This window comes from Sinomonas sp. G460-2 (genome assembly GCF_047759905.1).
GTDB lineage: Bacteria > Actinomycetota > Actinomycetes > Actinomycetales > Micrococcaceae > Sinomonas.
Map to the genome: position 1 here is coordinate 1 of NZ_JBKZWT010000043.1, position 20,726 is coordinate 20,726.

24 protein-coding genes, 3 tRNA genes and 1 pseudogene are annotated in these 20,726 nt (G+C 68.2%); 23 read left to right on the forward strand and 5 right to left on the reverse strand.

Annotated elements, in window-relative coordinates; genetic code table 11:
• From ACLN58_RS06705 to ACLN58_RS06750, 10 genes and pseudogenes are all read left to right on the forward strand, one after another.
• Nucleotides 1–454: pseudogene (locus ACLN58_RS06705) on the forward strand (DNA primase); the annotation flags it as partial.
• A 53-nt stretch (nucleotides 455–507) separates the two neighbouring features.
• Nucleotides 508–580: transfer RNA gene (locus tag ACLN58_RS06710), tRNA-Asn, on the forward strand.
• Nucleotides 581–616: 36 nt separating this feature from the next.
• A tRNA-Asn gene (locus ACLN58_RS06715) sits at nucleotides 617–692 on the forward strand.
• A 22-nt stretch (nucleotides 693–714) separates the two neighbouring features.
• A complete protein-coding gene (locus ACLN58_RS06720; RefSeq protein WP_415854493.1) occupies nucleotides 715–1,125 on the forward strand; it encodes a hypothetical protein in 411 nt (136 codons plus the stop codon).
• Nucleotides 1,126–1,277: 152 nt separating this feature from the next.
• Nucleotides 1,278–2,144 carry a phage holin family protein gene (locus ACLN58_RS06725; protein ID WP_415854494.1) on the forward strand — a complete coding sequence of 289 codons (867 nt, stop codon included), beginning with the start codon at nucleotides 1,278–1,280 and terminating at the stop codon, nucleotides 2,142–2,144.
• Nucleotides 2,145–2,175: 31 nt separating this feature from the next.
• The gene (locus ACLN58_RS06730; protein WP_415854495.1) at nucleotides 2,176–2,847 is read left to right on the forward strand and encodes a CDP-alcohol phosphatidyltransferase family protein; all 672 of its coding nucleotides are present in this window, start codon (nucleotides 2,176–2,178) and stop codon (nucleotides 2,845–2,847) included.
• Nucleotides 2,847–3,764: a DMT family transporter gene (locus ACLN58_RS06735; RefSeq protein WP_415854496.1), complete on the forward strand. Its 918-nt coding sequence runs from the start codon at nucleotides 2,847–2,849 to the stop codon at nucleotides 3,762–3,764. Before ACLN58_RS06730 ends, ACLN58_RS06735 begins: the two co-directional genes overlap by 1 nt.
• A gap of 23 nt (nucleotides 3,765–3,787) precedes the next feature.
• The gene (locus tag ACLN58_RS06740; RefSeq protein WP_415854497.1) at nucleotides 3,788–4,996 is read left to right on the forward strand and encodes a glycosyltransferase; all 1,209 of its coding nucleotides are present in this window, start codon (nucleotides 3,788–3,790) and stop codon (nucleotides 4,994–4,996) included.
• Between the two features lie 69 nt (nucleotides 4,997–5,065).
• Nucleotides 5,066–5,139 (forward strand) — tRNA-Ile (locus tag ACLN58_RS06745).
• Nucleotides 5,140–5,281: 142 nt separating this feature from the next.
• A complete protein-coding gene (locus tag ACLN58_RS06750) occupies nucleotides 5,282–6,163 on the forward strand; it encodes a hypothetical protein (protein ID WP_415854498.1) in 882 nt (293 codons plus the stop codon).
• 32 nt (nucleotides 6,164–6,195) lie between these two features.
• Here the strand turns inward: ACLN58_RS06750 and ACLN58_RS06755 are convergent, their stop codons facing one another.
• A complete protein-coding gene (locus ACLN58_RS06755; RefSeq protein WP_415854499.1) occupies nucleotides 6,196–6,744 on the reverse strand; it encodes a hypothetical protein in 549 nt (182 codons plus the stop codon).
• A 322-nt stretch (nucleotides 6,745–7,066) separates the two neighbouring features.
• Here ACLN58_RS06755 and ACLN58_RS06760 point away from each other — a divergent pair, with 322 nt between their 5' ends.
• Genes ACLN58_RS06760 through ACLN58_RS06770 form a run of 3 tightly spaced genes read left to right on the forward strand, consistent with a single transcriptional unit; the run spans nucleotide 7,067 to nucleotide 8,128 of the window.
• Entirely contained in the window at nucleotides 7,067–7,339 is a 273-nt protein-coding gene (locus tag ACLN58_RS06760; RefSeq protein ID WP_415854515.1) for a helix-turn-helix domain-containing protein, read from the forward strand.
• Entirely contained in the window at nucleotides 7,336–7,815 is a 480-nt protein-coding gene (locus ACLN58_RS06765) for an ATP-binding cassette domain-containing protein (protein ID WP_415854500.1), read from the forward strand. The genes ACLN58_RS06760 and ACLN58_RS06765 overlap by 4 nt, the downstream gene beginning before the upstream one ends.
• 37 nt (nucleotides 7,816–7,852) lie before the next feature.
• Nucleotides 7,853–8,128 (forward strand): hypothetical protein, encoded by a 276-nt coding sequence (locus tag ACLN58_RS06770; RefSeq protein ID WP_415854501.1) that lies wholly within the window; start codon nucleotides 7,853–7,855, stop codon nucleotides 8,126–8,128.
• 123 nt (nucleotides 8,129–8,251) lie between these two features.
• Here ACLN58_RS06770 and ACLN58_RS06775 read toward each other — a convergent pair whose 3' ends face one another.
• On the reverse strand, nucleotides 8,252–8,578 hold the full coding sequence (locus ACLN58_RS06775; RefSeq protein WP_415854502.1) for a protease inhibitor I42 family protein: 327 nt from the start codon (nucleotides 8,576–8,578) through the stop codon (nucleotides 8,252–8,254).
• A 154-nt stretch (nucleotides 8,579–8,732) separates the two neighbouring features.
• Between ACLN58_RS06775 and ACLN58_RS06780 the strand changes: the two genes are divergently transcribed.
• Nucleotides 8,733–9,917 carry an acyl-CoA dehydrogenase family protein gene (locus ACLN58_RS06780; protein ID WP_415854503.1) on the forward strand — a complete coding sequence of 395 codons (1,185 nt, stop codon included), beginning with the start codon at nucleotides 8,733–8,735 and terminating at the stop codon, nucleotides 9,915–9,917.
• An 18-nt stretch (nucleotides 9,918–9,935) separates the two neighbouring features.
• On the opposite strand, the gene ACLN58_RS06785 is transcribed toward ACLN58_RS06780, so the two are convergent.
• Nucleotides 9,936–10,484, reverse strand: coding sequence for a M23 family metallopeptidase (locus tag ACLN58_RS06785; RefSeq protein WP_415854504.1), 549 nt, complete (start codon nucleotides 10,482–10,484; stop codon nucleotides 9,936–9,938).
• Nucleotides 10,485–10,933: 449 nt separating this feature from the next.
• Here ACLN58_RS06785 and rpsB point away from each other — a divergent pair, with 449 nt between their 5' ends.
• The 6 genes from rpsB (at nucleotide 10,934) to ACLN58_RS06815 (ending at nucleotide 15,910) form a co-directional block, all read left to right on the forward strand.
• Nucleotides 10,934–11,782 (forward strand): 30S ribosomal protein S2, encoded by an 849-nt coding sequence (gene rpsB, locus ACLN58_RS06790; protein WP_415854505.1) that lies wholly within the window; start codon nucleotides 10,934–10,936, stop codon nucleotides 11,780–11,782.
• 122 nt (nucleotides 11,783–11,904) lie between these two features.
• Nucleotides 11,905–12,741 (forward strand): translation elongation factor Ts, encoded by an 837-nt coding sequence (tsf, locus tag ACLN58_RS06795; protein WP_415854506.1) that lies wholly within the window; start codon nucleotides 11,905–11,907, stop codon nucleotides 12,739–12,741.
• Nucleotides 12,742–12,877: 136 nt separating this feature from the next.
• Complete coding sequence (pyrH, locus tag ACLN58_RS06800; RefSeq protein WP_415854507.1) at nucleotides 12,878–13,645, forward strand: UMP kinase; 768 nt, start codon at nucleotides 12,878–12,880, stop codon at nucleotides 13,643–13,645.
• 73 nt (nucleotides 13,646–13,718) lie between these two features.
• The gene (gene frr / locus ACLN58_RS06805) at nucleotides 13,719–14,276 is read left to right on the forward strand and encodes a ribosome recycling factor (protein WP_415854508.1); all 558 of its coding nucleotides are present in this window, start codon (nucleotides 13,719–13,721) and stop codon (nucleotides 14,274–14,276) included.
• The gene (locus tag ACLN58_RS06810) at nucleotides 14,276–15,292 is read left to right on the forward strand and encodes a phosphatidate cytidylyltransferase (RefSeq protein WP_415854509.1); all 1,017 of its coding nucleotides are present in this window, start codon (nucleotides 14,276–14,278) and stop codon (nucleotides 15,290–15,292) included. The genes frr and ACLN58_RS06810 overlap by 1 nt, the downstream gene beginning before the upstream one ends.
• A 12-nt stretch (nucleotides 15,293–15,304) precedes the next feature.
• Nucleotides 15,305–15,910: a DivIVA domain-containing protein gene (locus tag ACLN58_RS06815; protein WP_415854510.1), complete on the forward strand. Its 606-nt coding sequence runs from the start codon at nucleotides 15,305–15,307 to the stop codon at nucleotides 15,908–15,910.
• Between the two features lie 25 nt (nucleotides 15,911–15,935).
• On the opposite strand, the gene ACLN58_RS06820 is transcribed toward ACLN58_RS06815, so the two are convergent.
• Both ACLN58_RS06820 and ACLN58_RS06825 read right to left on the reverse strand, forming a co-directional pair.
• Nucleotides 15,936–17,588, reverse strand: a complete 1,653-nt coding sequence (locus ACLN58_RS06820) for a sensor histidine kinase (RefSeq protein ID WP_415854511.1) — start codon at nucleotides 17,586–17,588, stop codon at nucleotides 15,936–15,938.
• A gap of 35 nt (nucleotides 17,589–17,623) precedes the next feature.
• Nucleotides 17,624–18,097: an Lrp/AsnC family transcriptional regulator gene (locus tag ACLN58_RS06825; protein WP_415854516.1), complete on the reverse strand. Its 474-nt coding sequence runs from the start codon at nucleotides 18,095–18,097 to the stop codon at nucleotides 17,624–17,626.
• Between the two features lie 139 nt (nucleotides 18,098–18,236).
• Here ACLN58_RS06825 and pdhA point away from each other — a divergent pair, with 139 nt between their 5' ends.
• The 3 genes from pdhA to ACLN58_RS06840 all read left to right on the forward strand — a co-directional run.
• Nucleotides 18,237–19,379, forward strand: a complete 1,143-nt coding sequence (gene pdhA / locus ACLN58_RS06830) for a pyruvate dehydrogenase (acetyl-transferring) E1 component subunit alpha (RefSeq protein ID WP_415854512.1) — start codon at nucleotides 18,237–18,239, stop codon at nucleotides 19,377–19,379.
• The gene (locus tag ACLN58_RS06835; protein ID WP_415854513.1) at nucleotides 19,379–20,425 is read left to right on the forward strand and encodes an alpha-ketoacid dehydrogenase subunit beta; all 1,047 of its coding nucleotides are present in this window, start codon (nucleotides 19,379–19,381) and stop codon (nucleotides 20,423–20,425) included. Before pdhA ends, ACLN58_RS06835 begins: the two co-directional genes overlap by 1 nt.
• Nucleotides 20,422–20,726, forward strand: a 305-nt coding sequence (locus ACLN58_RS06840; RefSeq protein WP_415854514.1) for a biotin/lipoyl-containing protein, incomplete at its 3' end; no start/stop codon positions are given. The genes ACLN58_RS06835 and ACLN58_RS06840, both read left to right, overlap by 4 nt.

A 20,726-nucleotide genomic window follows, 5' to 3' on the forward strand; every position in this document is an offset into this window, starting at 1 on the left:
GACCCTCGAGCGGCAGGCGCTCGAGGTCGCACTCCAACATCCCGAATCGCTCGACGACAACGCGTGGCGCGACTTCGGGCTCGCCCACTTCACCGCGCCTGCCTACCAGGCCGTCCACGCCGCCATCGGTGCGGCGGGTCGCCCAGCCGCCAGTGGCGAAGGGCTCTCGGCGTGGGTCGAGCGGGTACGCGACGAGGCCCCGGAGCCGCTCCGGGCGCTCCTCGCGGAGCTCGCCGTCACACCGCTTCCGGCCTCGACGCAGGAGTCGCTCGAGCGCTACTGCCGGGACATCCTCGCGGGCCTGTTCGAGCTCCAGATCACGGCTCGCAAAGCCGAGCTCATGGGGCAGCTCCAGAGGCTCGACGCGAGCACCCCGCCGGAGGAGCATCAGCGGCTCAACCGCGAGCTCATGGAGCTCGAACTACGGCGCCGTCAGCTGCGCCAGCGGGACTGAGTCGATTTCCGATCCGGCCTCGCTCCCTGCTAATCTTTAGGGCGTTGCGCCATTCCCCCGTAGCTCAATTGGCAGAGCATTCGACTGTTAATCGAAGGGTTACTGGTTCGAGTCCAGTCGGGGGAGCTTGGAGTCCCATGCCTTCTGGCATGGCGGCGCCATTCCCCCGTAGCTCAATTGGCAGAGCATTCGACTGTTAATCGAAGGGTTACTGGTTCGAGTCCAGTCGGGGGAGCCACTGGCCGGAATATCATGGATTCATGGCCGCGCGGAAGGTCACCCTGCCTGCCGGGTGGACCCGTTACGAGGGTCCACTCCTGACGATCTGGCGCGTGCGGTACGAGCGAATCTACGGCGAGGGATCCGCCGAACACTACGCCGACGGCATGTTCGTCCGCGACCACCGCAGGCCCATCGCGCAGTGGATCAACTACTCGTTGAAGTCCGCGATCCTCGTCGCCCCCGAGACACCCACCGGCTGGCCGGTTCAGCGCTTCGCGGTCTACTACGCCCCGCCGGGGGACGGCCTCGAGCCCATCCTGACCGCACGCCACGAGTGGCAGCCCCGCGGACCCCGGGGGTCGACCACGGACGCGGACGCCTTCGCGGCGGCAGTCGAGTCCGCCGAGCAGTTCCTCGTCGCAGAGGCCGCCTTCGGCGCGATCGGCTGACCGGGCCCCCACCACCCATCACCCCCCCCCGGCTTGCCCCGAAAGCGCGGGGGTCAATGGTAGCTTTGGTGACGGACCGCCACGTGGTCCTGTCAGCTTCGGCCAGAAGGGGAAGGGGCCCAGCGATGAGTGGTCGCCACAGCTCGCCTGCCATGAGGCGTCCGCGCCTCGCGGCCTTGCCGGACCTTGTGGGTCAGGCAGCGAGATTGGCCCCCCGTCAGCTCAACGACGAAATCGCGCTCGCGAAGTACGAGCTCAAGGACCGTGGGATCAAGGTCGGCGTCGGGGCTGCGCTCTTCGTCGCCGCCCTCATCTTCCTGGGCCTCCTCGTGATCGCCCTCGTGGTGGCGGCGATCCTCGGCCTCGCCACGGTCATGCCGGGGTGGCTCGCGGCGCTCGTGGTGAGCGCGGCGTTCCTCATCATCCTCGCCATTGCGGCACTTCTTGGGCTGAGGAGCGTCAAGAAGGCTATGCCGCTCGTTCCCGCGGATGCGATCCGCGGGATCCGGCACGATCTCGGCGTCATCACGGAGGGCCGGGACTTCGACCCGCGCGTTCTCGACCCCACCACGATCCAGTACAAGCGCGCTCAAGCGGCCAAGGAGGCCGCGGCGGCGAAGGCCAAGATGGAGAAGGCCGCCGAGGACCGGGCGCACGGCCGGATCAAGCCGCCGACTCCGACCGAGGCGGAGCTGCGCGCCCGTATCGAGAAGCGCCGCGACCACATCCTCGACGTCCGCGACGGGCTCGTCGAGGAGCTCGACGTCAAGCGCCAGGCGGAGGCGCTCGCCGAGGATGCGCGCGATGCGTTCAATCGTCTGCGGGGCGCCGCGTTCGCGAAGGCCCAGCGGGCCTCGCGCGCCTCGTCCGGCAGCGGGGGTGGCGAGCCGACGGCGGCTGGTGGGTCCCGCGCGTCGTCCGCTGCGGACGCCGTCAGGGAGCGGTGGGCGCCGATCGCGGTCTTTACGGTCTCCGCGACCGCGTTCGTCGTCTTCCTGCGCAAGCTGGTGAAGAGCTGACGCGGCCTCGGGCCGCTGCTCGGGATTGTCGATGAGGATCTTCGGCGCGGGTGCTCGACCCGGACGGCCGTCGGTGCATCACGACCGGGTGCTGACCGTGCCCAACGTCCTTACGGTGGTGCGTTTCATGGGGGTGCCGCTGTTCATGTGGCTCGTCCTCGGGGCGCGTGAATACGGCTGGGCGGTCTTCGTTCTCGCGGTCATGGGCGGGACGGATTGGGTGGACGGGTATATCGCCCGGCGTTTCGATCAGACCTCCGAGCTAGGGCGCGTGCTCGACCCGGCCGCCGACCGCCTCGCGCTCCTCGCTGTTGGCCTGACCCTTGTGCTCGCTGGCGTGGTCCAGTGGTGGTACTTCGCGGCGCTCCTCCTGCCCGACGTCGTGCTGGGCACTGCGTCCCTCTTCTACTTCCGCAACCACCCTGACCTGCCGGTGAGCCGTGTCGGCAAGGCGCGCACGGCGCTCCTGCTGGTCGGCACGCCGCTCCTGGTGCTGTCGAAGCTCCCGATCCCGGGCTCGGGGGCGTACCTCGCGCTCGCGTGGGTGTTCCTGGTCCTCGGACTCGTGGGCCACTGGATCGCGGGCTACAACTACTTCTGGGCCATCGTCCGCAAGGGCCGCGGCGTGCGCAGCGAGCGGCGCGCAGGCGAGGACGACGGCGGAGCGGGCGGCGCAGCGGACGACGGCGGGGTGCGGCTCTGATGGTCTGGTTCGCTGTCGTCCTCGCGCTCCTCGGGGCCCTGTTCCTTGCGCTGGGCGCTCAGCGGCAGGGCAGTGCCGTCAAGCTCGACACCGGCGGGCTGGGGCTCAACTCCAACGGGTTCCTGCGGCTCCTGCGAAACCCGCGCTGGCTCCTCGGGCTCCTGCTCCTCGGCCTCGGACTCCTGTGCAACATGATCGCCCTCATCACGGCCCCACTCACGGTCGTCCAGCCGATCGGCGCGATCGCCCTCGTGATCACGACCGTGGTGAATTCGAAGGACCAGGGGATCACGCTCAACCGTCCTACCGTGGTCGCGATCAGCTCGTGCGTCACGGGGTCCGCGATCTTCGTGCTCCTCGCGGTCAACGCGACCGCCGAGAATCACCACGTCTCGAGCGCCGAGGAGCTCACGATCGTGCTCCTGCTAGTCCTCGCGATCGCCGTGTTCGGCGGGCTCGCCGTGGTCTTCCGGCAGCGGCTCAACGCGTTCGTCTTCATTCTCGGTGCGGGCGTCCTCTTCGGCTTCGTGGCCGTGCTCACGCGCATCATCGGCCGCCAGCTGCTCGATCCGAACGGACTCTTCCTGCTCAACGTCCAGTGGTATTCGATCCTTGCGATCGCGGCGGCCGGCGGGCTTGGTTCGTGGTTCGTGCAGAACGCGTATTCGGCCGGGCCGCCTGATCTCGTGATCGCGGGGCTCACTGTGATTGACCCCATGGTCGGCGTCGCGATCGGCATCACGATCCTCGGAGAGCTTCGGCCACATGTTCCACCCGTGATGGGAATTGGCATGGCTGCGGCCGCGCTCGTTGCTATCGTGGGTGTCGTTGCCCTGTCCCGGCACCACCCGGAGGTCACGAGCCGCAAGAACGAAGCGGCCCGCGAGCTCCGCGGATCCGCCGGACCGGGGCAGTGACCGGCCGACCAGGAGAGATATACGTGACCCTGCCCGACCCCGAGGTCCCGACCGACAAGCCGCTGACGATCCTGATCGGCGCCGACACCTACCCGCCCCACGTGAACGGCGCCGCGCAGTTCGGCTACCGTCTCGCGAAGGGCATGACCGCGCGCGGCCACAACGTCCACGTGCTCGCGAGCCGCTTCGAGAAGGGCAAGAGCTTCACCGAGGCGCGGCCCGAGGCTATGGTTCACCGCCTCCGCTCGCATTCCGTGCCGACCCACCCCTACTTCCGGGTCGTGTTCCCGTGGGAGATCAAGAAGGAGATCGCGCTCCTCTTCGATCGCGTCCAGCCGGACGTCGTGCACATCCAGAGCCACTACATGATTGGTGAGCACGTCCTGTACGAGGCGGTGAAGCGCGGCATCCGCGTCATCGCGACCAATCACTTCATGCCGGAGAACCTCAACCCGTTCCTGCCGTTCCCGAAGTGGTTCCTCGACATCGTCGGACGCCGGTCTTGGAAGGACATGGGCAAGGTCATGGGCCAGGCAGACGTCGTCACGACGCCGACGCCGCTGGCCGCCAAAGCGATGCACAACCACGCGTTCCTCCACCAGGTCATCCCGCTTTCGAACGGCATCGATTCCCACGCGTACGAGCTCGGGCCCGGGGAGCGCGTCGAGCGGAACCCGTGGCCGACCGTGCTCTTCGCGGGCCGGCTCGCCGAGGAAAAGAACGTTGACGTCCTCATCGACGCGGTCGCGAAGCTCCCTGCCGAGCTCAACGTGCACCTCGAGATCGTGGGGGACGGCGAGATCCGGCCCCGCCTCGATGCGCAGGTCGAACGGCTCGGCATGGGCGGCCGCGTGCGCTTCCTGGGTCTCGCGCCCGACGCCGAGCTGCGCGAGGCGTACATTCGCGCCGACGTCTTCTGCATGCCGGGCACCGCGGAGCTCCAGTCGCTCGTGACGCTTGAGGCCATGAGCGCGTCGACCCCCGTGGTCCTCGCCGACGCGATGGCGCTCCCGCACCTCGTGCGCGACGGCGAGAACGGCTATCTCTTCCGCCCTTACGACCGCGACGATCTCGCCGCGAAGCTGCTCGCGATCCTGAGCCTGCCGGAGGCCGACCGTTCCGCGATGGGCAAGGTGAGCCACGAGATGGTGCAGAGGCACAGCATCAAGTACACGCTCGACACGTTCGAGGCGCTGTACCGCGGGGCGGACACCGTGCCGCCGCACGGCTGACCTCGGCGGGCCGTCGGTGCAGGCGCGTCAGCTCCTGTAGCCTGTAATGCGCAGCGAATGCTGTTGCGCGGGGGTGTAGCTCAGCCGGTTAGAGCAGCGGACTCATAATCCGTCGGTCGCGGGTTCAAGCCCCGCCGCCCCTACTATCTGGACGGGCCCTTGAGCCCTGCGCGGGGACCGAACGGGCCATTCCGCACGAACCAATCTTGCCTTATCGTGTGGGCAGGCCGTTCCGTCTGGTCCTCATTGTCGAGGCAGTCGGTGCGGCCCAAGGATTGGGGAAGCGTGGGCCAGCGAACCGAGCATCTCATGCGGCTCCGGCGTGCCTCCGTCGAGGCGCTGTGGACCGGTCGTGCCGCCGCGCTCGCAGGGGCAGCCGTCGCGATCCTCTCCTCGGCGAGGGCAGTTCCGCTCGTACCGGTCGCGGGCCTTGTCTTCGCCGCGGCCGGCGTGCTCATGGGTGTTATGGCAAGGCAGCGGATCCTGGAGATCGACCGCGAGCTTCGGAACGCGGCACGGGTTCGTCGGAACGGGCCGAGCGCGAGCCTCCCGGTGCGCGAGCCGGTCGCGGCGGGTGCCGAGGCGACGCCGTCGCTCTCGGGACCGACATCGGGCCGCGCGCCGTCCGCCCCGTCCGTGGATCGTGAGCTCGCGGCCACGCTGTGGGAATTGGAGCACGAGTTCGACCTGAGGCGCGCCCTGCGCTGCGTGTACGACGGCGCGGAGGGCGACGGCGCGCGGGTCGTCGACGCCGTCATCGGCGAGTCCGCCCTGCTTTCCGCGACCGTGTACGACCTGAGGACCAGACGGAGCTGGGAGCGGCTCGTGTTGAGCGCCCCCGGGATCCTCGCCTTCCTTCGCGAGGAAGACTTGGACCGGACGGAGGCCGCCGCCCGGCCGTCTCTCGTCGTCGCGGACCAGGAGTTCGAGGGCTGCGTCTTCTGGCTTCCCTCGGGCCGTCGGAGGTGGAACCCGGCGTGGAAGATTGCCTATACGAGCTCACCGGACAGCGATCCGTACATGAATCTTCAGGTCGCCCACCGCGGGATCGTGCGGATCAGGTTTCGCATCGCCGACCGTCCGGAGGGTCCGATCCGCGACGGGCTGTGGGCACAGTTCGAGGTCCTCGCTCAGCGGGTTGCGGACGCCGTCGAGCGTCCCCGCTGACTGGCTGAGGTCCTCATGTGGGCGGCGGCGCGTCAGCCCTGGGACTCTTCGCCCCTCGCGTCCCACTCGTCCGTGCGGCGGAGGTGATCCTCGGGCCCCTGATAGGCGGCGAGGTCCTTCCAGTTCTCCGGCAGGCCGGTCGGCTGGTGTGCGCCCCCGCGCCGGGCCTTCCGCCGTGGCTCGCCTTGCAGATTCCGCTCGCTCAGAGACGGGTCGTGTGCGGCTGCCAGGACCGCGGCAGCCTCAGAGAGCGTGCGTCCGATCTTCAGGAGCGCCTCCCTGTCCGTGTCGGAGGCAAGCGAGATGCCCGGGACGTGGAGTGCGTCGGGATCCGTTTCGGCCACGTCGAGGCCAAGTGATCGCGCCGCAGCCATGACGATCTCGGTCGTGCTCGCGCCGGTTGCCTTCTGGAGACCCCTGATCGTGTCCGGGTCGGGAAAGTTCTTCAGCGGCGAGTTGATGAGCTGGAACAGTCGTTTGCCGGTCGGCACTCCGCCGCATGCTCTCGACATCGCCTCGAAGGACCAACCGCGGGCTGCTTTGACGTCAGCGAGCAGCGCTCCGAGATCTGGCTGGCTCATCACTCTCCCCTCATTCGCGTTGGACAGCGACCGTCCAACTCCTGAATCTTAGGCATCTCTCGCCGCCACGTGCCGACACGCCGACACGCGGTGCCTAACATGTGCCTAACTTTTCGGCTCCAAGATCCCCGGAATCCCGGGCCAATCTGGGTGGGGTGCCTAAGATGTGCCTAACTTTGGTTGGTCTACCGTTACCCCCTGCTTGACGGTGGATGCGCCGGTCGATTGAATGGAGTAACGCATCAGGCATCGGACGTACCGGAGGGGGTGGCACGCCGACATGCGCATGAGGCTCGTGGCTCGTGACGCCCTCGTGGAGCTCATGGCCCTTCGCGGGTGGTCGAACCGGGGCCTCGCCGAGGTTGCTGGCTGCGCCCCCGGAACCATCGACAACCTCGTGTCCGGGAGGACCCAATCCGTCAACAGGATCCGCACGGCCAAGCGGATCTGCCTGGCACTTGATGTTCCGCTCGAGGTCTTTTTTGTGTCCGTGGCTTCTAGTGGTACTTCGTATGCGAGAAATCGTAGCTCGAAGACCGGTGTCTCGCGCAAGGCCCAACGGCCGCGCGGAGAGGTCGCGGAACCGGGAGGATGAGCGCCTACTCGGCGCCCGAGCTTAACGCACAAGGAGGTGGGGCTTCACTAATCGTTCCGATCGTCAACCAATTCGATCGTCAACTGCTCGAATTCAATGAGGTCGCGCGTGCCGGCATGACCTTAGCCATGGATGTCAGCGGTGTCTGTAAGCGCTACGGCAAGAAGGCAGCGCTGACCGACTTCAGGCTGCAGCTTGAACCGGGCAGGATTCACGGCCTGCTGGGGCCGAACGGCTCAGGGAAGACCACCGGCCTCCACATCGTCACAGGGCTTGTGGTCCCCGATGCAGGTGAAGTGATCATTGCGGGCTCGCCGGACGCCATGGTGGCGCCAGGGACACCTACAGGATTGCTCGCGCAGCACGGTGACGGTTCGACCCTCGAGGATGTCTTTCTCAGCCTCACGGGGCTGCGGGAAGCGGGACTCCAACGGGCCGCCAGAATCGCTTCGGTCCTCTCGAAATCGTCCGATTGAACCCCCCTGCGGGATCTGAGAGCAAAGGAGCAAAGTCGTGTTCGCGAGGATAGTCCTCTCCGCTTTGGGCGGGATCTTCGTCGGGGTGGCCGTTTTGGTGATCGTGCTGATTGCCTCGGTGGGCTTCGCATGGGCCACTGGCACGCGCGCCTTCCTGCCGGGGATTTTCGAAGCATGGTTCACCGAGGAAAACGGACTGCCGGCGGTCGACTTCGAGCCCAACCCGTGGGGGATGCTCGTCGTCGTTCTGCTCGTTTCGGCGTCGACGGCGGTAGGAGCCCTGCGCAAGCGCGGAAGAGAAGGGCAGCAGTGAAGGCGGGACAGCTGGTTCCTCTCCTGGCGCTCGCCGGTGGGTTCGGCCTTTCGCTCTCGGCTATGGCGTTCGTCCTGGCGTATCGGCTCCTCGCCACGACGGGCTTCGTGGCCGCGTGCGCCGTTACGCCCTCGGCTCGTCGCGGATGCGGACTTCCACCGTGTGGGTTCGAACGGCGTGGTCTTCCCATGGCCGTTTGAGCCGGAAGGTGATCGTGCCGCTGGCCGTGGCCCGCACGGCGAAGCGCTGAACGATGGGAGCCCCGGGAGTTGGGGGAGACGCGGCTGTTGTGCCGTCGGGCATCAGAGAGTGGCTGGTGACGGCGACGCCATCGGGCAGGCCCGCGATCTCCCAGCGATAGCCTGCTCCGCCCGACCGTGACAGATCCACGGAGAATTCGGCTCCGGCCTCGACCTCGCGCGTCTCACTCGAATCGTGGGCAGTTTCCACGCGGGCGATTCTTCTCCCGCCTCCGGACTGAGGCAAGACGATAATGCGCTCGGGGCGGAGTCCTGCGCTCTTGATGGCCGTGAACCTCGATGCTATGTTACTGATCAGTAACTACTGGCCAGTAACAACCTGGCCGAGAGGTCAGGAGGACCCCATGGCGCCTACGAATCCGGCCGAGCTGCCCTACGCCGACGGCGACTTCTACGCTTTCGAGGCCCTCCTTTCTGACAAGGAGCGCGATCGGCTGCACGAGGTCCGCGGCTGGCTCGACGCCAACGTGCGTCCCATCGCCGTGGACTGCTGGAACCGTGCCGAGTTCCCGCACCACCTCGTGCCCCGACTCGCCGAGCTTGACGTTGTGAGCCCGGTGCGGCGCCAGGGTCACTCGAACCTCCTCGCGGGGCTCCTGCACGCGGAATTTACGCGCGCCGACGCCTCGATCGCGACGTTCATGGGGGTGCACGACGGGCTTTTCACGGGTTCGCTCGAGCTCCTCGCATCGCGCGAACAGCAAGAGGAGTGGCTGCCCGACGTCTACGCCCTCCGCAAGATCGGCGCGTTCGGGCTCACTGAACCGCTCGGTGGCAGCGATGTGGCGGGCGGGACGCGAACCACGGCGCGTCGGGACGGTTCGACGTGGGTGCTCAACGGCGCGAAGCGCTGGATTGGCAACGCGACGTTCTCCGACTGGATCGTGGTCTTCGCGCGCGACGTGGACGACAACCAGGTCAAGGCCTTCCTGGTCGACACCTCGCTCGAGGGCTACTCGGCCGCCAAGATCGAGAACAAGATCTCCCTGCGCACGGTCCAGAACGCCGACGTGACGCTTGAGAACGTCGCGGTGCCGGACGAGTTCAAGCTCGCCCACGGCAACAGCTTCCGCGACACGAACCGCGTGCTCAAGGTGACGAGGCTCTCCGTCGCGTGGCAGGCCGTCGGCCTCCAGATGGCCGCGTTCGACGTTGCGCGGCGCTACGCGGTCGAACGGATGCAGTTCGGCCGTCCGATCGCCTCCTTCCAACTCGTCCAAGACCAGCTCGTGACCATGCTCGGCAACACCGTGAGCTCGCTCGGCCTCATGGTGCGGCTGTCCCAGCTCGAGGAGGCAGGGCAAGCGCGCGATGAGCAGTCCGCGCTCGCGAAGGCCTACACGACAGCCCGCATGCGGGAGTCAGTCGCGTTGGGGCGGGGCATCCTTGGCGGGAACGGCATCGTCACGGACTACGGGATGGCAAAGGTCTTCGCCGACGCGGAGGCCGTGTTCTCCTACGAGGGCACGCACGAGATCAACACGCTCGTGGCCGGCCGCGCCATCACCGGGATGTCCGCGATCGTCTAGAGCGATCGTGTCCCGCGGTCACCCGCCCCACGGCAAGAGGACGGACGGCCGGGTGTCCGCGACGAACTTCAGTGGGTCCACGTAGTCCTCGCCCTCGCGCACTCCCCAGTGAACGCAGGGCCCCGCGCGGCAGTGTGTGTCCCCTCGGCTGAGGCGCCCGAGCGTCTGGCCTGCCGCGACGCGCGTGCCGGCGGCGAGCGTCGTCTCGATCGGCTCGAAGCTGCTTCGGAGCCCGTTCCCGTGGTCGATGGTCACGACCGGCCGGTCGACGACCGTCCCTGCGAACGCCACTACGCCAGCGGTGGGGGAGCGGAGCTCCTGCTCGGGCGAGGCGGCGAGGTCCACGCCGCGATGCCCGGCGAGCCACGGCTTCTCCGGGGCGTCGAAACTGCGCACGACGGCGGGCCGCGGCGCGAGCGGCCACTCCCACCCCGCGGACGGCGCGGCCCAGGGGGATGCGGCTCGGGGAGGCGACCCCGGGGGAGGCGCGGTCCAGGGCAGGACGAGCCACGGAACGAGCAGGGCCAGTGCGAGCGCGAGCCGGGCTCCGGCGAACGGGGCGAGCATGTCTCGAGCCTTCCGCTCGGCCGGGCGCAGCGCGAGGGGCGCTGGGCGCCATGTGGACTACCGCCGTCGTCCGTTTGTGTGGGGGAGAATTGCGGGTGCCGCCGCGCGAGACGGGCCCGCGGGAGCCGCCGCGGCGGCCAGACCCGCTCGTGCCCCTGTAGTACACTGAGAGCCGCGGCCTTCTGCTCCCTCACACATGACAGGTGCTTGCCATGCCATGCGCGAGGTGCAGGAAGTCGACTCCGCGCATCCAGCGCCGAGCCGTCGAACGGTTCGGCACTGCTGCCTGACGGTCCGCCCAGTTGATTCAGCGGGGCGGCTCGGGCTCGCAGGGGATGCCAGGGACTGCGGCCGGCCGGCCGCCGTCAGAGAACCGTCAGAACAAGGGCAGGGGCAAGGGCAGCCGGGAAGGCTCCCTCACGAAATGACCTGCCGGAAGGAGCGTCGGCATGCCCGTCGTCACCATGCGCCAGCTGCTCGACAGCGGCGTCCACTTCGGTCACCAGACCCGCCGTTGGAACCCGAAGATGAAGCGCTTCATCTTCACCGAGCGCAACGGCATCTACATCATTGACCTCCAGCAGTCGCTCTCCTACATCGACCGCGCCTTCGAGCACGTCAAGGCCACGGTCGCCAAGGGCGGCACGGTGCTCTTCGTCGGCACCAAGAAGCAGGCCCAGGAGGCCATCGCCGAGCAGGCCACGCGCGTCGGCCAGCCGTACGTCAACCAGCGTTGGCTCGGCGGCATGCTCACCAACTTCTCCACGGTTGCCAAGCGCATCCAGCGCCTCAAGGAGCTCGAGGAGATCGACTTCGAGGACGTGGCCGGTTCGGGCCGCACCAAGAAGGAACTCCTCATCCTCCAGCGCGAGAAGGACAAGCTCGAGAAGACCCTCGGCGGCATCCGCAACCTCTCCCGCACGCCGGCGCTCCTCTGGGTCGTTGACACCAAGAAGGAGCACCTCGCGGTTGACGAGGCCAAGAAGCTCGGCATCCCGGTCGTTGCGATCCTCGACACGAACTGCGATCCCGACGAGGTCAACTACCCGATCCCGGGCAACGACGACGCGATCCGCTCCGTCAACCTCCTCACCCGTGTGGTGGCCGACGCGGTGGCCGAGGGCCTGATCGCCCGCAACAACCGCGCCGCCGGCTCCGAGGGCGCCTCGTCCGCCGAGCCGCTCGCTGAGTGGGAGCGCGAGCTCCTCGAGGGCCAGAACGCTGAGGAGGCCACTCCGGCCGCCGAGGAGGCCGCCCCGGCCGCCGAAGACGCTCCGGCCGAGGGTGAGCAGAACTAGCCCCCAGACCATTCCTCCAGACCGGGCGCCCGCCCGGTCTGGGGGCCGACGGCAGGATGGCACCGGACCCGGTGCCATCCTGCCACTGTGAGAAGTGCAGATAACAAGACAGAGGGGTTCACATGGCGAACTACACCGCTGCTGACATCAAGGCCCTGCGCGAGCGCACGGGTGCCGGCATGATGGACGTCAAGAAGGCTCTCGACGAGGCCAACGGCGACGCCGAGAAGGCCATCGAGATCATTCGCATCAAGGGCCTCAAGGGTGCGACCAAGCGCGAGGGTCGCTCGACCGCCGAGGGCCTCGTGGCCGCGAAGGTCGAGAACGGCGTCGGCGTCATGGTCGAGGTCAACTGCGAGACCGACTTCGTTGCCAAGTCCGCCAAGTTCATCGAGCTCGCCGATCAGGTTCTCGCCGCGGCCATCGCCTCCGGCGCTGGCGATGTCGAGGCCCTCCTTGCGGCTCAGATCGACGGCAAGCCCGTGAGCGAGTTCGTCGTCGAGGAAGGTGCCGTGCTCGGCGAGAAGGTTGCCGTCCGCCGCGTGGCGCGCATCGAGGGCGCGACCGTGGACGCCTACCTCCACAAGACGTCCAAGGACCTCCCGGCTCAGGTCGGCGTGCTGCTCGCGGTGAGCGGCGAGGGCGAGGCCGCCCAGGCCGCCGCCCACGACGTTGCCGTGCACGTCGCCGCGATGTCGCCGAACTACCTCCGCCGCGAGGACGTTCCGGCCGACCTCGTCGAGTCCGAGCGCCGCATCGCCGAGGAGACCGCTCGCGCCGAGGGCAAGCCCGAGGCCGCGCTCACCAAGATCGTCGAAGGCCGCGTGACCGGCTTCTTCAAGGGCGAGGTGCTCCTCGACCAGGCGTTCGCGAAGGACGCCAAGAAGAGCGTCGGCCAGGTCCTCCAGGAGGCCGGAGTCGAGGCGACCGCGTTCGCGCGCTTCCGCGTCGGCGCCTAGCAGATCCACCCCCGGGCTCTTCGCAGCCCACCAGCGTGAGGGGCGGCCACCCCGTGTGGCCGCCCCTTTTGCGCGCCAGCAATGCCGATAATCTAGACCAAGGCCATATCCACCGGTTCGAGGGGACAGATCACTCATGGACACCGTACAGACCGACGTGCAGACCGCTACTCTCCCCATCGCGGACGATCCCCTCCCACCCCGCCGGCGCCGGGTCCTGCTCAAACTGTCCGGCGAGGTATTCGGCGGCGGCAAGCTCGGCGTCGACCCGGCCACCGTGCGCGGCGTGGCGCACCAGATCGCGGCAGCGGTCGACGACGTCGAGGTCGCCATCGTGGTGGGCGGCGGCAACTTCTTCCGCGGCGCCGAGCTGTCGCAGAGCGGGATGGACCGATCCCGCGCCGACTACATGGGCATGCTCGGCACGGTCATGAACTGCCTCGCGCTCCAGGACTTCCTCGAGCAGGCGGGCGTCGAGACCCGCGTCCAGAGCGCGATCACGATGGGCCAGGTGGCCGAGGCGTACATTCCGCGCCGCGCGATCCGGCACATGGAGAAGGGGCGCGTCGTGATCTTCGGCGCAGGCGCCGGGCTCCCGTACTTCTCGACCGACACCGTGGCCGTCCAGCGCGCCCTCGAGGTGCACGCCGACGTGGTCCTCATGGCCAAGAGCGGTGTCGACGGGGTCTATACGGCGGATCCCAAGAAGGACCCCGAGGCCCGCAAGCTCGAGCACCTCACCTACGACGACGCGCTTCGCCGCGACATCCGGGTCATGGATCAGACCGCCATGACGATGTGCAAGGACAACGGACTCACCATGATCGTGTTCGGCATGCAGGGCGAGGGGAACGTGACGAAGGCGATTCTTGGCGGCGAGCTCGGCACGGTAGTGACTCCGTAATCCCGCTAGGATGTCAGCAGCCCTTCAGCACTAGCCAGCTGTCAGCAGTCCACGAATCAGGAGCCAAACAACCGTGATCGAAGAGACGCTTCTCGAAGCCGCCGAAAAGATGGAGAAGGCCGTCGAGGTGGCCAAGGAGGACTTCGCCGCGATCCGGACCGGCCGCGCCAACCCCGCCCTGTACGCGAAGGTCATGGTGGAGTACTACGGCACCCCGACGCCGCTCCAGCAGCTCGCGTCGTTCCAGGTCTCCGACGCGCGCACGATCCTCATCACGCCGTTCGACAAGACCGCACTGCGCGACATCGAGCGTGCGCTGAGCGACTCCGAGGTCGGCGCCAACCCGTCCAACGACGGCAGCGTGATCCGTGTGGTCCTCCCCGAGCTCACGCAGGAGCGCCGCAAGGAGTACGTCAAGATCGTCAAGGGCAAGGGTGAGGACGCGAAGGTGTCCATCCGCAGCATCCGCCGCAAGGCCAAGGAGTCGATGGACCGCCTCGTCAAGGACGGCGAGGTCGGCGAGGACGATGGCGTGCGCGGCGAGCGGGAGCTCGACGGCCTGACCAAGCAGCACACGGACAGCGTCGACGAGCTCGTGAAGCGCAAGGAATCCGAGCTGCTCGAGGTCTGATGACCGTTCCCCAGCCCGAGGCCGGCCCGCAGCCTGGACACGAGCCAGAGTACGCTGGGTCGGTCCGCGACGCTCCGGGCGCCCCGATCTCCCGGCGCGCCCGCCGCGATGCGGACGACGCCGAGAAGGCCGCCGCTACCGCTGTGGCAACCCCGCCGACCTCGAGGGCGGGGCGGAACCTGCCCGCCGCGATCGTGGTGGGACTCGTCTTGCTCGCCGCCGTGCTCGCTGGACTCTTCCTGTGGCCGCTCGGCTTCGTGTGTGTCGCGACGGCCGCGGGCGTGCTTGGCGTGTGGGAGGTCTTCCGGGCGCTTCAGACCCGGAAGACGACGATTCCTATCGTCCCGGTGCTCATCGGCTCCGTGGCGATTCCGTTCTCGGCGTTCTTCGGCGGCACCGAGGCGCAGCTGTTCGCGCTCGTCGCTGCAAGCGCGGCCGTCCTCCTGTGGCAGAGCCTTGAGTCGGCTCACGGTGCCGTGAACAACGTGATCGGCGGCGTCTTCGTGCTGCTGTGGATCCCGTTCTTCGTCGGCTTCTCGGTCCTGCCGCTGCACGATTCGGGCGTCTCGCCCCCGCCCTTGGGGGTTTGGCCCGGCCTCGCCGTGCCGCACAGCGTCCTGCAGCTCATCGTGACGCTCCTCTTGGTGTTCGCGAACGACACGTTCGGCTACATTGTCGGGGCGAGCCTCGGGAGGCACCCCATGGCGCCGAAGATCAGCCCCAAGAAGTCGTGGGAGGGCTTCGCCGGGTCGGTCGCTGGCGCCGTCGTCATCGGCGTGCTCGGCACGGTCTTCCTGCTGGGGCGCCCGTGGTGGGTGGGCGTTGTGCTCGCGGTCGCCATGGTCGGCGCGGCGACGGCGGGGGACCTCGCGGAGTCGATGGTCAAGCGCGAGCTCGGCATCAAAGACATGAGCAGCATCCTGCCGGGGCACGGTGGCATGATGGACCGGCTCGATTCGATCCTGTTCGGCGTCCCGGTGGCGTACGTCGTGTTCAGCCTCCTGCCTGCGGCGTGATACGGCAAGATAATGATTGACATAGAGGACGGAGGCACTGTGGCGCGCAATGGTTCGGGAGCCGCGGCTGGTTTCAATCGCGTCGGCCGAGGCGAGCTCGGGTACAGCCCCAAGCAGGTCGAGAAATTCATGGAGGCCGCCCGGGCCTACCTGCGCAATACGTCCTCCGCGGAGCCCGTGACGAGTCATCAGGTGCGCAGCGTCGCGTTCGATGCCGTCCGCGGGGGCTATGACGCGGGTCAGGTGGACGCCGCGCTCGACCGGCTTGAGGACGCCCTCGCGCGCCGCGAGCGGGACGAGCTCATCGACCGCCAGGGCGAGGAGGCGTGGCTCCACGAGGTCGGGCATCTCGCGAGCGTGCTCCGCGCCCGGCTCCTCCGGCCCGACGGCGACCGCTTCCGCCGGCCGTCGAAGAACGGCGCGCCGAGCTACCATCCGCGCGACGTCGACGAGCTGTGCCACCGGCTCCTCAACTATCTGGAGCACGACGCGGTCATGAGCGCCGACGACGTCCGCACGGCCGTCTTCCGCACGGTGACCGGCCGGGACGGCTACGAGGAGACGCAGGTCGACGCGTTCCTCGACCGCTGCGTCGAACTCATCGCGAAGATCGCCTGAGACGCCCGCGGGCGCGGTTCGCGCGCTAGGACCGTGCGCCCAGCTCGCCCCGAAGCGGGAGCCGCAGAGTGAACGTGCTCCCGACGCCGAGTTCGCTGACGCACTCGAGCTCGCCCCTGTGCCGCACGGCCACCTCGCGGGCGAGCGCGAGCCCGAGGCCAGTTCCAGGTATTCCGGAGCGGAGCGCAGACGAGCCCCGCTGGAACCTCGTGAAGATGCGTTTGAGGTCTTCGGGCGGGATTCCGATGCCCTGGTCGGCGACCGTGAGGACCGCCCATTGACCGTCGCGCTTTGCCCTGAGCGTCACGGTCGACCCGCCGCCGGAGTACTTGAGTGCGTTCGAAACGAGATTGTCGAGGACGCGCACGAGGCCCGTCCTGTCGCCGAGGACCGGCAGCACGCCGTCGTCCGTGAACGTGACCGTGATGTCGCGGCGCGCGGCGTCGGGCGTGGAGGAGTCCACGGCGTCGCGGGTGAGCTCGGCGAGATCGAGCGGGGTCCGCGGCAGCTCGGCGGCCCCGGGCGTCGCGGCGGCGAGGATATCGTCCACCATCTTGTTCAGGTGCCGCGCGTTCCGGGCCATGACGAGGGTGTCAGCGCGGGCTGCGGGGCTCAGGGAGGCGTCCTCGTGGAGCAGCTCGGCGTAGCCGAGGAGGCTCGTGAGCGGTGTGCGGAATTCGTGCGACATGGCGGCCAGGAACGTGTCGCGGGCCCGAATTGCGGCGACGACTTCCGTGACGTCTGAGAAGGCCAGGACCGTTCCGGCTACCTCGCCGCCCGCATCGCGGAAGGGCCCTGCCGAGACGGACACCGTGCGGGCTCGCTGCCCGCGGCCCAGCCGGTAGAGCTCGTGCGAGATCACCTCGCCCGCCACCGCGCGCGCCGCGGGCCGAAGCTTCGGCTCGATGAGTTCGTCGGAGCTGTCCGCGTAGACGAGCAGCTCGGGCTCGCGCGCGGCCTCGAGGCCTTCGGGCAGCGCCGATTGATGGATCTCGCGCTGCTGCGCGTTCATGAGCACGATGTCGCCCACAGTGTCGACGACCACCACGCCGACGTCGACCGTGTCGACAATCGTCTCGAGCAGCTGCTGGCGCGTCTCGCTGCGGTCGAGCAGTTCCTCGATCCGCTTGCGCTGAGTCCGGCCGCTCAGCGCCGAAATTGACGTCGCGACCCCAAGCACGAACATGATGAACGGCGTGAGGAGCTCGGATGCAAGGCTATGGATGTTCGCCGTGCCGTCCATGAAGTGCGGCGTCCAGACCATGAGGAGCGTCGCGATCGCGCCGAACGCCACAGCAGTCCGTGGACGATAGCCGGCCCCGGCGAGCCACAGGATCGGGAACACTGCGAGGAGGCCGAGGCCGGGCAGGAGGTCGCCGTCGCTGAAGCGGAGCAGGCCGATCGGGTAGAAGTCCAGGACGGGGATCGCGAGGAAGGACCACCGCGGAAGCCGCTCCCAGGGGACCGCCGCGCACGCGGTGAGCAGGGCGAGCGCGAGCAGTTGGCTGATCACGAAGCCTGCGTCCGCGAAGTCGGCGCGGTCGGCGAGGGCCGAGATCCCGCACACGAAGATCATCGTGAGGTTGAGCGGGAGCTGCCTCAGCACGACCTGGGTGCGTAGTCCCAGTTCGTGGAAGCGGCGTTGGCCGAGGAGCATGACATCCAGGACGACGTCCATGGCTTCCATTCTGTGACAAAAGCAGTCACGTGTCGTTACATGGGTGGGCGTGGTCCCCGTTCGAGGAGGGGATCCATGCGGAAGGGGATGAGCTCGCCCATGGCGAGTGCCGTGTCGGTGCGTTCGACGCCGTCGCACGCGAGGATCTTGCCGTTGATCCGGAAGAGGTCCTCGGCGTCCACGGCGACGACGCGGAGGAGGAGGTCGGCTGTGCCCGTCAGTCCGTGGCCTTCGAGCACCTCGGGAATCCTCGCGATCTCCTCGGTAATTCCCGTCAGTTTGCGCTGCTGGACGTGCACCGTGATGAAGGCGAGGAGCGGATACCCGAGCGAGGCCGGGTTGATGCGGCGGTCGAACGCGAGGAACGCGTGCTGTTCGAGCCGGGCGAGGCGGGCTTGGACCGTGTTGCGCGAGAGTCCCAGCTCTTGGGCGAGGGCCACGACGGTGCGGCGGGGATCGTCGGCAAGTGCGCGCAGGATCCGAGTGTCGGTGGCATCCACGGGGTGCATGATGCGCAGGTTAGCACGGTGCCGGAGGTTCGAGTAGGGCATCCTGCTCAATTTCGATGCCGTTGGTTGTACCCCTTGTTCATTGTGAGTATGGTCACATTAACCCGGGGGCCCACAGGCCTCCCGCGAGCAGATAGGGATGCGAACCGAAGTGTCCACGTATCACATGACCGCAGGCGACGACGGGTCGCCGATCCAGTTACTCTCGCCAGACGGCGTTCGTCACCACCACGAGCGGTACGACCGCTATCTCACCGACGTCGAGGGCGACGACGGCCCCCAGCTTCTCGTCTCGCTGTACGAGGACATGGTGGTCGCCCGCCGCATCGACGCGGAGGGGACCGCTCTTCAGCGCCAGGGACAGCTTGGGCTGTGGCCCCCGTTCGTGGGTCAAGAGGCCGCGCAGGTCGGCTCGGCACGTGCCATCTCGGCCGACGACTTCATCTTCCCGAGCTACCGCGAGATCGGCGTCGCGTACATCCGCGGCGTCGCCCTGCCCGACCTCGTCCGCCAGTGGCGCGGCAACGCACACTCCGGCTGGGACCCGTTCGAGTTCAACATGGCGCCCTCGCAGGTGGTGATCGGAGCGCACACGCTGCACGCCGTCGGCTACGCCATGGGTGTCCAGTTCGACGGTGCGGAGACCGCGGTCGTCACGTACTTCGGGGACGGCGCGACGAGCCAGGGCGACGTCAACGAATCCATGGTCTTCGCCGCGAGCTACCAGGCCCCGGTCGTGTTCTTCTGCCAGAACAACCAGTGGGCCATCTCCGAGCCGGTCGGCATCCAGGCCCACGTGCCGATCGCGCTGCGTGCGCCCGGCTTCGGCATCGCCAGCGTTCGGGTGGACGGCAACGACGTGCTCGCGTGCCTCGCCGCGACGCGCGAGGCTCTCGAGCGCGCGCGCTCGGGGAACGGGCCCTCCTACATCGAGGCGGTCACCTACCGTATGGGCCCGCATACGACGGCGGACGATCCCACCAGATACCGCGACCCCAACGAGCTCGAGGACTGGAAGGAGCGCGACCCCATCGCGCGCCTCGAATGCTATCTCGAGAGCATCGGCCTGCTCGACGACGCGGTGCGCACGCGAGTCGCCGCCAAGGCGGACACGGTCGCGGCGGAGCTGCGCGAGGCAACGATCCACATGCCCGATCCGGCCCCCGAGGACGTGTTCGCCCACGTCTACGCCGAACCGCACGCCGTCCTCGAACGGCAGCGGGACCACTTTGAACGCTATCGGACCGGCCTTGCCGGGGCCCACGCGGAAGGAGGGCACTGATGACTGAGCAGCTGGCCCCGAAGGCCTCTCAGATGACGTTCGCCAAGGCCCTCAACGCGGGCCTGCGGCGGGCCATGGAACGCGACCCGAAGGTCGTGCTCATGGGCGAGGACATCGGAAAGCTCGGAGGCGTGTTCCGCATCACCGACGGCCTCCAGAAGGACTTCGGCGCGCACCGTGTCCTCGACACACCCCTTGCCGAGTCCGGGATCATGGGCACCGCGATCGGTATGGCGTACCGCGGGTACCGGCCGGTCGTCGAGATCCAGTTCGACGGCTTCGTCTACCCGGCGTTCGACCAGATCGTGGCCCAGGTCGCGAAGCTGCACTACCGCAGCCTGGGCCGGGTCAAGGTTCCGCTCACCATCCGCATCCCGTTCGGCGGCGGCATCGGTTCGCCCGAGCACCACTCGGAATCACCCGAGGCGTACTTCGCCCACACCGCGGGCCTCCGCGTCATGGCGGTCTCGAACCCGCAGGACGCGTACTCGATGATCCAGCAGGCCATCGCGTGCGACGACCCGGTCGTGTTCTTCGAGCCGAAGCGCCGCTACCACGACAAGGGCGACGTCGACGAGTCGTTCGGGCTCGAGGTTCCCGATGGGCTCGGCATGGGATCGGCCCGCGTCGTGGTCGAGGGCCACGACGTGACGCTCGTGAGCTACGGCCCGCTCGTCAAGACGTGCGTCGACGCGGCGGTCGCCGCCTCGGACGAGGGCGTCTCGGTGGAGGTCATCGACCTGCGCTCCCTCGCGCCCGTGGACTACGCGACGCTCGAGGCGTCGGTGCGGAAGACGGGGCGGCTCGTCATTGCGCATGAGGCGTCCCAGACCGGCGGCCTCGGCGGGGAGATTGCGGCGAGCATCACCGAGCGGTGCTTCTACTACCTCGAGCACGCTCCCGTGCGTGTCACGGGATTCGACATTCCGTATCCGTACTCGAAGCTCGAGTTCCACCACCTCCCTGACCTCGACCGAATCCTTGACGGAGTGGACCGGTCGCTCGGGCGCCCGAACTCGCTGAGCGGGACCGAGGAGGGCGAATGAGCGTCGCGAGCGTAGGAACCCACACTCGCGAGTTCCGGCTGCCGGACCTCGGCGAGGGCCTCACCGAGTCGGAGATCGTGGCGTGGCGGGTTGCCGTCGGAGACACCGTCCAGCTCAACCAGGTGATCGGCGAGGTGGAGACGGCGAAGGCCGTCGTGGAGCTCCCGAGCCCGTACGCGGGAAAGGTCACGGCCCTGCTCGCCGAACCGGGCCAAGTAGTGGCCGTCGGAACGCCGATCGCGGAGTTCGAGGTCGAGGGCCAGCCCTCGGGCGGCTCTGCCGGAGGCGGCGCGCCGAAGCG